General features: G+C 43.1%; 11 protein-coding genes. 3 read left to right on the top strand and 8 right to left on the bottom strand.

The window, feature by feature from the left end; genetic code table 11:
* Positions 1-34: 34 nt before the first annotated feature.
* The 4 genes from ACED20_RS16045 to ACED20_RS16030 form a co-directional block, all read right to left on the bottom strand.
* On the bottom strand, positions 35-535 hold the full coding sequence (locus tag ACED20_RS16045; RefSeq protein ID WP_294199686.1) for a peptidylprolyl isomerase: 501 nt from the start codon (positions 533-535) through the stop codon (positions 35-37).
* 111 nt (positions 536-646) lie between these two features.
* Positions 647-898 (bottom strand): VF530 family protein, encoded by a 252-nt coding sequence (locus ACED20_RS16040; protein WP_294199685.1) that lies wholly within the window; start codon positions 896-898, stop codon positions 647-649.
* A 103-nt stretch (positions 899-1,001) separates the two neighbouring features.
* The gene (locus tag ACED20_RS16035; protein ID WP_294229944.1) at positions 1,002-2,027 is read right to left on the bottom strand and encodes an LLM class flavin-dependent oxidoreductase; all 1,026 of its coding nucleotides are present in this window, start codon (positions 2,025-2,027) and stop codon (positions 1,002-1,004) included.
* A gap of 419 nt (positions 2,028-2,446) precedes the next feature.
* The gene (locus tag ACED20_RS16030) at positions 2,447-4,588 is read right to left on the bottom strand and encodes a DPP IV N-terminal domain-containing protein (RefSeq protein ID WP_378105708.1); all 2,142 of its coding nucleotides are present in this window, start codon (positions 4,586-4,588) and stop codon (positions 2,447-2,449) included.
* 395 nt (positions 4,589-4,983) lie between these two features.
* On the opposite strand from ACED20_RS16030, the gene ACED20_RS16025 reads away from it, so the two are divergent.
* Together ACED20_RS16025 and ygiD are read left to right on the top strand one after the other, a co-directional pair.
* Entirely contained in the window at positions 4,984-5,496 is a 513-nt protein-coding gene (locus tag ACED20_RS16025; protein ID WP_294239284.1) for a YceI family protein, read from the top strand.
* A gap of 173 nt (positions 5,497-5,669) precedes the next feature.
* A complete protein-coding gene (gene ygiD / locus ACED20_RS16020) occupies positions 5,670-6,497 on the top strand; it encodes a 4,5-DOPA dioxygenase extradiol (RefSeq protein WP_294225037.1) in 828 nt (275 codons plus the stop codon).
* A gap of 60 nt (positions 6,498-6,557) precedes the next feature.
* Here ygiD and ACED20_RS16015 read toward each other — a convergent pair whose 3' ends face one another.
* The 4 genes from ACED20_RS16015 to hutH all read right to left on the bottom strand — a co-directional run bounded on the left by ACED20_RS16015 (position 6,558) and on the right by hutH (position 10,787).
* Positions 6,558-6,830, bottom strand: coding sequence for a hypothetical protein (locus ACED20_RS16015; protein WP_294229935.1), 273 nt, complete (start codon positions 6,828-6,830; stop codon positions 6,558-6,560).
* 291 nt (positions 6,831-7,121) lie between these two features.
* Positions 7,122-8,618 (bottom strand): S8 family serine peptidase, encoded by a 1,497-nt coding sequence (locus ACED20_RS16010; protein ID WP_378105705.1) that lies wholly within the window; start codon positions 8,616-8,618, stop codon positions 7,122-7,124.
* 205 nt (positions 8,619-8,823) lie between these two features.
* A complete protein-coding gene (locus ACED20_RS16005) occupies positions 8,824-9,291 on the bottom strand; it encodes a DUF2059 domain-containing protein (RefSeq protein WP_294225041.1) in 468 nt (155 codons plus the stop codon).
* An 8-nt stretch (positions 9,292-9,299) separates the two neighbouring features.
* Positions 9,300-10,787 carry a histidine ammonia-lyase gene (gene hutH, locus ACED20_RS16000; protein WP_378105702.1) on the bottom strand — a complete coding sequence of 496 codons (1,488 nt, stop codon included), beginning with the start codon at positions 10,785-10,787 and terminating at the stop codon, positions 9,300-9,302.
* 132 nt (positions 10,788-10,919) lie between these two features.
* Between hutH and ACED20_RS15995 the strand changes: the two genes are divergently transcribed.
* Entirely contained in the window at positions 10,920-11,681 is a 762-nt protein-coding gene (locus ACED20_RS15995) for a hypothetical protein (RefSeq protein ID WP_294229925.1), read from the top strand.
* The last annotated feature ends 53 nt before the right edge of the window (positions 11,682-11,734 follow it).

The raw sequence follows: 11,734 nt of genomic DNA, 5'->3' as shown, positions 1-11,734 counted from the left end.
AAAAATGTCCGGCAGAACCGGACATTGTATTTGATTAGTGAGCTTCGTTTCCGTCGATCCCATGCGCGTGACCGTGTGACAACTCTTCTTCCGTTGCAGGACGCGTATTTAAAATTTCCACCTGGAAATCCAATACTTTTCCTGCCATCGGGTGATTAAGATCTGCAATCACCGCTTCCGGCGTAACCTCTACCACAAATGCCTGGAAATTGTTCCCCTGGTTATCGGATAAAGGTAAGATCGCCCCAACAGGCGGAATTCCGGATTCGTTGAACATGTCGATCGGCAGCTGTGCAATAGCATCCGGCTGTTTTTCACCGTAAGCCTCCTCAGGCTGAATGGTGAAAGCGGTTTTATCACCTGCTTTCATCCCATGGATATTCTGCTCAAACTTTGGAATCATCATTCCCACACCGTACAGAAATGTAAGTGGATTTTCTGCTGTTGTTTCTTCTACAAGAATCTTACTTCCATCTTCTTCGATCGTGTGAAGTATGTAACTTACAGCTACAACATGATTGTTTTCGATTGTCATATTTTTTCTTTTTGTCGTGAATTTCCTCACGATTAACAGCACAAAGATACTGTTTTTGAAATCATTGACCGAAGAAATATGAGGTTAAAAGCAGTCTCTGCAGTAATGTTTTCACTTTTGTTTCCGGGCTTCATTCCGCTTCTTTTCGCGAAGCATAAAAAGGTACAGGCTCTCGACCTTCGCTCTCGCCCAATCGGTTTTTCTCAGAAATTTTAGAGAGGAGTTGATGCTCGGATTATCAGTAAAGCACCGGATGTTGATCTGTTCGCCCAACTTTTCAAATCCCTGGTAATAAGCTACCAATTCTTCAAGAATGGCATCCAGTCTTTTTCCGTGAAGCGGGTCTTTCGATTGTTGTTCCATAATGCTGCAAAGGTAATTATTTGTCTTCTAATCTGCTGTGGCAAACTTTTATTTTTAGCAGAAAACAAAATCCTCCACTGAAATTCAGCGGAGGGTTTATGTTTTACAGATGTGCGACCAACGGTTTTACTTCTTTTCCGAACAGCCCGATGGATTTCATCATGATGTCATGTGCCGGATCGCCGACGTCCATGTGCCCGATAAATCGGGTAATCCCGAAAATCTCTTTCATATAAGCGATTTTATCAGCCACTTCTTTCGGGCTTCCGATGAAGAGTGCCCCGTCTTTGCTTCTTCCGCCTTCATACTGCATTTTGGTGAAAGGAGCCCAGCCTCTGGACGAACCAATTCTGTCCATCTGTGCTTTATAGGTGTGGAAATAGCCATCAATCGCGGCAGGATCATCGCTGACAAACGTATGCGAGTGGATCGCGATCTGCATCTGCGATACATCATGGCCTGCTTTCTTGTATTCCTGCTTGTAAAATTCGATCAGGTTTCTGAACTGTACCGGCATTCCTCCGATAATAGCAACGATTAAAGGCATTCCCAGCTCGGCAGCCTGAAGTACCGACTGCGGTGTTCCGCCCACAGCTCTCCAGATCGGCAGCTTCCCGTTATTTTTTGCTCTCGGATAAACAGTCTGGTTCTGCATCGGTGCGCGGAGTTTTCCCTTCCAGGTTACATTTTCCTCTGCATTTATTTTCATCAATAAATCTAATTTTTCATTGAAAAGCTCCTCATAATCATTCAGCGAGTATCCATACAGCGGGAAAGACTCGATAAAGCTGCCGCGGCCTACGTAAATTTCGGCACGTCCGTTGGAGATCAGATCCAGCGTTGCGAAATCTTCATAGACTTTTACCGGCTCGGAAGAACTCAATACGGTAACGCCACTGGCTAATTTGATGTTTTTAGTGATGCTGGCCGCTGCAGCCAGAACGATTTCCGGGGATGATACGGCATAATCGGGACGGTGATGCTCGCCCATAGCAAAAACATCAATTCCCACTTCATCCATGAGTTTTACCTGCTCCAGGATCTCCCGGATTTTGATACCTGAATCTCTATATTTTCCGGTGGCCCGGTCGAATGACACATCGCCGAACATTCCTATTCCTAATTCCATATTGTTGATTTTTTATAGTGCAAAGGTACGGCAAGGAAACATCAGAAGCATTGATGTTTGTTAAGAACGGAAATATTTAGAAAGCTGGAAGCGGGATGCCGGAAATTTCTTAAGTTAACAAATTACCAATAATCTTAAATATCAAATGATCCTTTTCACATTCTGTTAAGAGCGATCACCGTAATCGGAGATACATTCAGAAACTGATGGGTTAACATTCTCCTGCAATTTTCCCGGAAGGTAAACGTAACTGCTCAACAGAAACACCAATCCCTACTACCTGAGAAAACAATATAGTTAACTATCCTGGGGAACCGGGGAATGGTGAAGGAAAACCAATAAAAAAGACAGAAACCTCAACGAATCAAACGTTGTAAGTGTTTCTGTCTGCTTTTATAAATTTTATTATAGCTCCGGACTTATTTTTTCAGGTACTGATCAAAATAATCCGTTACTTTCTGCATCAGGTGCACGCGGTCTTTTCCGATCACGTTGTGCGGATGGCCGGGATACACGAAATAATCCAGCTGGATGCCGTTATCTACCGCGGACTTGATGAACTTAACGGAGTGCTGCCACACCACCACATCGTCCTGTGCGCCGTGGATCATCAGCAATTTCCCTTTCAGGTTCTGCACTTTATCCAGCAGGTTGGCCGTGGCGTAACCCTGTGGATTCTCCTGTGGTGTATCCATATATCTTTCGCCGTACATAATTTCGTACATGCTCCAGTCGATTACAGGACCTCCGGCAACGCCTACTTTGAAGACATCAGGCTTGCGAAGCATAAAGCTGGTGGTCATAAAGCCTCCGAAACTCCACCCGTGAATTCCCATTCTGTCCGCATCTACGTAAGGTAAAGATTTCAGGTATTCCACCCCTTTCATCTGGTCGTTCATTTCGTTGGTTCCAAGGTTTCTGAACACCGACTGTTCGAATTTCAGTCCGCGGTTGGCAGAACCTCTTCCATCCATAGTGAAAATGATGTATCCGTTCTGGGCCATGTATTCGTACCAAAGGTTCCCGGATGCAGGGAATGTATTGGTAATCAGCTGCAGGTGTGGTCCATTGTACAGATATACGATCACCGGGTATTTTTTATTCGGGTCAAAATTGGTCGGAAGAATGATTTTTCCGTATAACAGTGTTCCGTCGTCCGCTTTGAGGTTTACGTTTTTAATTTCCGGACGCTGGTAATTTTTCAGCGGGTTTTCCGAAGTCAGGAGGTTGCTCGTCTTTAAAGTATTTGTGTTGATGATATTAGCCACTCTCGGTGTATCCGCGTTGCTGTACACATCATACAGGTAATTCCCGTCGCTGCTCAACATACCGGAATGGACACCTTCCGCACTATCCAGCCGCTGCATCTTAAAATTGGTCCAGTTGATTCTGTACAGGTGTTTTTCCAAAGGAGTTTCTTTGGTAGACGTAAAGTAGATTTCCTTTTTCTTTTCGTTAAAGCCTAAAATCTCGTTCACCAGCCAGTCGCCTTTGGTGATCTGGGCCACCAGGCCTTTTTCCAGACTGTAATGGAACAGATGGTTGTATCCCGTGCGCTGACTCTGCCAGATGAAATCCGTATTGGAATTCGGGAAGAAGGTAAGCGGATGCTGGGGTTCCACGTATTTATCGCTGGTCTCTTCAAAAAGGGTTTTTACTAAATTTCCCGTTGCCGCATCGTACTGGTTCATTTTCAGATGATTCTGGCCCCGGTTCAGGACACCCACAAAGATGTATTTTGAATCCGGGCTCCACGTGACGGCCGTTAAATACTGGTCTTTTTCGCCTTCGATGTTCAGGAAGGTTGTTTTCTGGCTTTTGATGTTGAAAACACCCAGGGTTACCTGGTGCGAGGTTTTCCCCGCCATCGGATATTTGATGTTGTGGTTCACGGCCGGCGTTACGGACCAGTCGATGATCGGGTAATCCGCCACCATGGTCTGATCCATTCTGTAAAAGGCTACACTTTCGGAGTTTGGAGCCGGGAAAATTCCGGTATCGATCCCGAATTCATTCCTGTGAACATTGGAAGAACCGTTCAGTATATTTTCGTTGGCCTCGTTGGTTACCGCGATTATTTTTCCGTTCCTGCTTACCAATAGATTATTCTTTACGGTAAAGGCAAACGTCTGGTTGTCTGCGAAAACCTTTACGTTCTCTGCATTTTCAGCCATTGGCACGGTATTTTTCATTTTCCAGTCGCTGCCGGATTTTTCCATCCATACCATTTTGCCGTTCGCGTTGAAATAGCCCTGCGAGCTGCCGGTAAATCTAATCGGCGGAACCGCTTTAAATTTATTGTCCGTCAGGTTACGGTTCAGCTGTGTAAGCGATACCAGGGTATCCTGTTTTTTTGTTTTGATATCGGTGATGAGATATCCTCCTTTTACTGCCTGGATATAAGATTTTCCGTCTGCAGACCATGAAAACTGGGAAATGTTTTTAACGGCCAGGTTTGTCCTCATCCCGTTTACCGCCTCCGCCATCGTAAATTTTTGGGTCTGAGCCAGTGCGCTGCTTCCCAAAACCAGCATGCATAAAGATAATGTATAGAGTTTCATTGTATAAAATTGAATCCTCCAAAAATAAGAAATAAATACCAATCGTTAAGAAATGTTAAATTAAAACATTCGTAAAATGAACGTGTGGCAGGGCTGGGAAATATTGCGTAAATTCATGAATAATAATTGATGATTGACCGGTTTTGATTTTATTCATCTTATGAACAAAATGCTAATTACGGGGCCTTACAGCCCTAGCCCCGATAGAAACGTCATCCTTTTTTGTTGCGAGCGGAGCAAAGCGGAGGCCGTGACAAAAAAGATACAGTGGATAGCGGGAAACAGCTCCTAAAAGATAAAAAGGAGAAAGAACCATTTCTTATCCTACGTCAATGACTCGTACCCGTCATCCGCTATACATTTGCATTATAATCAACAACAAAAATAGTAATACAATGGCTACAAAATGGAACTTAGATCCAGCACACAGTGAAATTACCTTTAAAGTAAAACACATGATGATTTCCAGCATCAAAGGAAACTTCACCAACTTTACTGCAGAAATCGAAACGGAAGACGATACTTTTGCCAATGCAAAAACAACGGCTACCATCCAGACGGATTCTATTTCTACGAATAATACAGACCGTGACAACCACTTAAAATCTGAAGAGTTTTTCAATGCCGAGGCTAATCCTACGATTACTTTTGAATCTTCTGCCCTGAACAATGAAGTTACCGGCAATCTTACCCTGAACGGAGTGACAAAGCCTGTAGTTCTGGATGTTGATTTCGGAGGGATTAATGTAGACCCGTGGGGAAATACGAAAGCGGGATTTTCTTTTGAAGGGAAGATCAACAGAACCGATTTCGGACTGAACTGGAATGCAGCGCTTGAAGCAGGCGGCGTACTGGTAAGCGACGAAGTGAAAATCGCCGGAGAATTGCAGTTTGTAAAGCAGGCCTAATTTTCTGTCTTCTTAACATTAAGCATCATGATGTCATTCAATAGTGGCTTATATTCTTAATGTCCGGAAATAATCAAAACTTATTTCCATTAAGAGCATTATATAAATAATCTTCAAAAGGTTCAGGGATTTCTAAAGCCTTGAACCTTTTGTTTTTTCTAAAAGTGAATCTTATGAACCTCAACGATCTCCAAAATATCAGTGACCATTTTACCCTGACCCCGAAAATGCCCGTTCTTTTCCTTGGGCATGGTTCGCCCATGAACGCGATTGAAGAGAACCGTTTTGTACAGGGATTCAGGAAGATGGCGACGGAAATCCCGAAACCTAATGCGATCCTTTGTATTTCCGCACACTGGTTTACACGCGGCACCAAAGTAACGGCAATGGATATGCCCAGGACGATTCATGATTTCGGGGGCTTTCCGCAAGCTTTGTTCGATGTGGAATATCCTGCACCCGGAGATCCCGCACTGGCAAAAGAAACCGCCGGTTTACTGGCTCCCGTTCCGGTGGAGGAAGATCACAGCTGGGGACTGGATCATGGGGCATGGTCTGTGATCAAGCATCTTTATCCGGAAGCGGATATTCCTGTTATCCAGATGAGTATAGATTATACAAAACCTCCGCAGTATCATTTTGATCTGGCTAAAAAGCTGAATAAGCTCCGTGAAAAAGGTATCTTAATTATAGGAAGTGGAAACATTATCCATAATCTGCGTCTGATCGACTGGAGGAATATCAACACACCCGGCGCCGGCTGGGACTGGGCCATCGAAGCGCGTGAAAAAACGAACCATTGGATTTTGGATGGAAATTTTAAGAATATTATTGAATATCAAAACCAAGGAATTTCTCTGCAGTATGCCATTCCGACTCCCGATCATTATCTTCCCTTAGTTTATACATTGGGACTGAAAACTTCTTCAGATGAGCTGTCACTGTTCAATGATGAATTGATCGGCGGCTCGCTGAGTATGACAAGTGTTAGGATAGGCTGATGATTAAACAAAAAAAACGAGGGATAAAAATCCCCCGATCTTAGAATATGCATAAAGCTTTTAGATTCTTGTGATACCAACAACGTGTGGCTGGCCGTTAATCGGCTGATAGATTTCCACAATGGCCTGCCAAATGACTTCTGCAGGCGGCATTGAAGCGTCGCACCTGAAACGGTAATTGGTGCCATTTACCACTTGTGTTGATACTTCGTAAGGTTTGTATTGCACTCCTACAAATCCTTTCATGGCTTCGTCAAATACTTTTTGATCTTCCGGAGTAAGAGGGTGAAATGCTGTCCAGCCTCCTACTAATGTTTCTTGTTGTTCTGTCATGATTAATATTTTTGTTTCCCTACTCTTATGGCCTTTCGGATACGCCCCGTTTGAATGGTTTCTGGCTCCATCGTTTTAGTTTTTAGATTTGCCTAATACATCAATAATTATAAAATCATCAATGGTAAAAGTCAAACTGTTTTGTTGTGATCACATGACAAAGCTACTTCAGAAAACGGATAAATCACAGAGTAGATATACTCAAATTTAAATTACGTAGAAATACCATTTATCCATTAAAAAAGACAGCAATAATTATCGCTGCCTGTATATTAATTTATCTATGATGAATTACTGAACTGCCTGCAGTACATTAATGTTTCCGTACCCGTAATCTGAATTCGGGGTCGGGTAATATGTTGCAGACTGCCGCATTTTATTCAGTACCTGATCTCTCGTCCAGGAAGGATTTTTAGCCCAGACCAAGGCTGCAATCCCTGCTGTGGAAGCGGTGGCTACGGAGGAACCGCCAACATAATCGTTCTGGGTGTTGTAATAACTCAATACCGGGATATTGCTCCCTGAAGCTCTTTCCATCTGATAGGTAAAATCAATTTCCGATCCGGAATGGCAGACATCGCACTTCTGGTTGGAAGTATTTTCTTTAACGCCTGTGATGGCTTGTGTTTCAGGCATCCATGCCGGGAAGATCACGCCTACAAAGTTCGTAAAGCTGGTAGAAGTTCCGCCTGCGCAGAAGATCAGTTTTCCTTTTGAATAGGCATATTTTACGCCGTCTTCAATTTTTCCTACAGAGAAAATGTGCCCCATCGACATGGAAATAATTTTTACACTACTGTTATTTCCCAGTTCCGTAAATGCGATCTTCACTCCGTTCTGCTCATGATATCCATCCAGCACTACGTTGGAAGCGGCGCGATAGGTAACCAGGTTTGCATTATAAGCAACACCAACCGGCTGGCCCAGGTTGTTCCGGGGTGCCGCCGCAGCAGAAGCCATGCTGGTTCCGTGGCCACATTTGTCCGCAGAGCCGTCATATCCGGTACTCCACGGCCATGCAGAATCCACATACACCCCATTTTTGCTGATCGTTCTCCCGGTGGAAAGCCCATTATTGAAGCTGCCTCCGAGTAATGTCTGCTCAGGCGAAACCCCGCTGTCGATTACTCCGATGGTAACTCCTTTTCCGCTGCTGTAGCTCCAGGCATTGATGATGTTGTGCTTTGTGAAGGACCACGGTGCTTTTGCATTGGGCAAAACCGTGGTATAATCGGAAGTATTGAGGGTTGCAGATTCAAAACCGCAGCCTGATGAGCTGCCGCTGGATTTGGCCGTTGCCCCAAACTGTCTTTCATTTTCAAAATAGCGGTAATCGGCAGGCTCCAGATAGCGGATATTTTTCATTTTCCTAAGCGCGATCACCGTTTCCTGCTTTTCGATGGCCACATCGATCTGATTTAAATAAGGATCGGAAGACAGTACCATACGGTCTGAGCTACCTTCATATTTTTTGATCAGTTCCAGAATTTCGTTTTCAATTACTTTGCTGTCGGCATCCAGGCTTCTGTCGAAAGAAGAGCCGAAACCGATGGAAGCAATTTTATTTCCCTGAAAAATGGCACTCCACACAAAATGATCAGAAGATTCATTCCACGAAAACCGCCCTTTGGTTTTGATGGTTTCATTGATTTTTTCATTGATCTGCCTGGCGGTTAGAGGATCTTTCTGTGTAATTTCAGTTTCGACAACATTACCTTGAAGATCGTCCCTGTTGCATCCTGTAAATACGGACAGGGATAAGAATAAATAAAAGACACTTTTTTTCATATTCAATATATTTTGATTCGTAAAACCAATATATCACTTTAGACTGAATTACAGACTGTTGAAATTTAAATAATGCTTAATTCTGTTATGCTTTGAATAATAACGGATCATAATTAAAGGCTGGAAGAGGGATGCGGGATGCCTGAAGTGAAATCTTTGGTTATTTATTGAATCAAAAAGGCTTCCATTAACTGGAAGCCTGATATTACTGACCTTTGGAAGGCATGGGCGGCGGAGGCGATTGATAGCCTTTTGCCTCACTTAGTTTTTCAACTAGTTTTTTTCCTATTTTCTGCCCAAAATCTCTTCCTACTTCCACACTTTCCTTCATTATTAAAGGAGTATTGGTAATTATTTTCTGCCCGAGCGGAGTTTTATAGAATCTGATCAGCTCATCCAAATCAGATTCACTATAGTATTTTGCGTAAATCGGAATGTACAGTTTAGAAAATTCTTCGGAAGAAACTTCTTTTAAAAACTCATTCCAGAATTCATCCGGTATCATTTTATAATTTTCCTTATAGGCATCAACGAATTGTTTAGCTCCTAACGAGGCCATTTTACTTACACCTATAACTTCAATAAGCTCTTTTACTTTCGCTTCTTTGGCAGATTGGGCAAAAACGAAAGTGCCTGCGAAAATAAAAAATGCTGCTGTAACTTTTTTTATCATTTCCATTATTAATTTACCACAAATTTCCGCTCATTAATCAGTTCCGCTATGGCCAGCATATCATTCCCGATCAGGCGGTCGTCTTCCAGTTTGGCTACTCTGGAACGGAGGATGGCAAAGTTTTCCTCGATGATTTTTGAACATTTTGCCGGTCTTCTGAATTCCAGCCCCTGTGCCGCGAACATCAGCTCTACAGACAGAATGTTTACCAGATTCCCAAGCACCTGATTAAATTTTCTTCCGGAAATACTTCCCATGGAAACATGGTCCTCCTGCCCTAAACTCGTCGGAATTGAATCTGCGGAAGCCGGGAAACATAAGGTTTTATTTTCCGTTACCAAAGCCGCAGAAGTATACTGCGGGATCATGAAACCTGAATTCAATCCGGAGCTTTCAGTCAATAACCTTGGCAGTCCGTATTTTCCTTCCAGTAATAAGTAGCTTCTCCGGTCTGAAATATTTCCCAATTCGGCAGCGGCCAGGGTGGCATAATCTAAAGGCAGGGCCATCAGCTGACCGTGGAAATTCCCTCCCGAAATGGATTCTTCGGCGCTCAGAACGATCGGGTTATCCGTTACGGAATTCAGCTCTGTCTCCGCCATCATTTTAAGGTGCTCGAAAGCATTCCGGCTGGCTCCATGAACCTGCGGCACACATCGCATGGAATAAGGATCCTGCACCCTGTCGCAGTATTCATGGGATTTAAGGTTATCGGAACCTTTCAGGAATTTCAGCATTCTCGCCGCTACTTTTTTACTTCCTTCAAACGGTCTGATCTCATGAAGCTCTTTTTTGAAAGGGCTTGCAGAACCTCTGTAGGCTTCAAGGCTCATGGCAGCGGTCATATCTGCAAGATCCAGCAGATATTCAAATTTTTCCAGTCCTTTTATGGCATGCGCGAGGATAAACTGGGTTCCATTGATCAGTCCCAATCCTTCTTTCGGACCTAAAACCAATGGCTCTAGATTATTTTTTGCCAAAACCTCAGCCGTTTCAAAGATTTCGTTTCCTACCCATACCTGCCCCAGTCCTAAAAGCGGCAATACCAGGTGTGCCAGCGGCGCAAGATCACCGGAAGCCCCTACAGAACCCTGCTCCGGAACCACCGGGACGATGTCTTTCTGAAGCATCAGGATCATCCGCTCAATCACTTCAAGAGAAACTCCCGAAAACCCTTTCGACAAGGCGTGAACTTTTGCAATCATCATGATTTTGGAAAGTTCCTTTTCAATCGGTTTTCCTACTCCTACGGCGTGGGAAATAATCAGGTTATATTGTAAAAGCGCCGTTTCGTCGGCAGAAATTTTCGTATCGCAAAGCGGTCCGAATCCCGTATTGATTCCATATACGCATCGATCCGACTCTACAATCTGCTGTACGTTTTGCTGGGATCTCAGAATCTGCTCTTTGGCTTTCTTGTTTAATTTGGCTTTATCTGGAGTTTTACAGATTTCCAGAACGTCATGGAAACCGAAAACATCTACACCGTATATCATTTTTAAAATTTTGTCCTAAAATTAAGCATTTAGACAGTATTGGGAAAGCTAAATTTCCTTACCGTATATTTTTCTGAAAAGCAACCGATTAATTTGCTATTTTTACCACCGAAATTAAAAATTAATATCCTTATGAAACTTAAATTTTTGTTGCTTTCCCTATCCCTTGTAAGCACTGTTTCTTTCGCCCAGAAAGTAAAATACTCCAGAGAAGAGGTGAAAAAAATGGAGCAATATCTTTTCAATGAAGGCTTTAATGCACCTTCCACAAGAAAAACATCGACCGTTATTTTAAAAGACGGATCTTCTCATAAAGGTTTCTGCAGTAAAACGGATACCAAAAAAGGACAGATTTTCGAGGTTACCCTTAAAGACAGCATCAGCAAGAAGCCTGAAGTATTCCTGGCTGACAACATCAGTGAAATGTACCTCTATCCCAACGAAGCAGAGAAATTTGTGAAAGTGGCCAAGTACATGGGCAACATCAGAAATTATCAGACTAAAAAACTGAAAAACTCCACCACAAAAGACCGTATTCATTTTGTGAACCAGACGGTTTCCCTGAAAAATAAAAAAGAGGACAAGGAGTTTTTAATGCAGGTAATCAATCCTGAATTTGACGACATCATTTCCGTATACCATGATCCCAGAGCAAAGGAAACTGCCGGATTTTCCGTAATGGGCTCTCCGCAGCTGGGTGGTGGCGTTATTAAATCCTATTATGTAAAAAAGGGCGACAAAGTGATGTGGCTTCATAAAGATGATTTTGAGGACAACTACGATTTCCTGTTCGGAGATAACGCTGAATTCATGAAAAAGTATCCTAAGAATTCTGTGGAATGGGATTATTTCAGTTTCCTGGTCCACGAATATACGAACATGAGCAATGGATAACAATCAATTTTAACATAATATTGTGCAGCCATAGGTTTTCTATGGCTTTTTTC

Origin of the sequence: Chryseobacterium sp. sg2396 (assembly GCF_042610505.1) — a bacterium.
Classification (GTDB): domain Bacteria; phylum Bacteroidota; class Bacteroidia; order Flavobacteriales; family Weeksellaceae; genus Chryseobacterium.
Note: the sequence above shows the minus strand (reverse complement) of the source record. Positions and strands in the feature narration are given on the sequence as shown.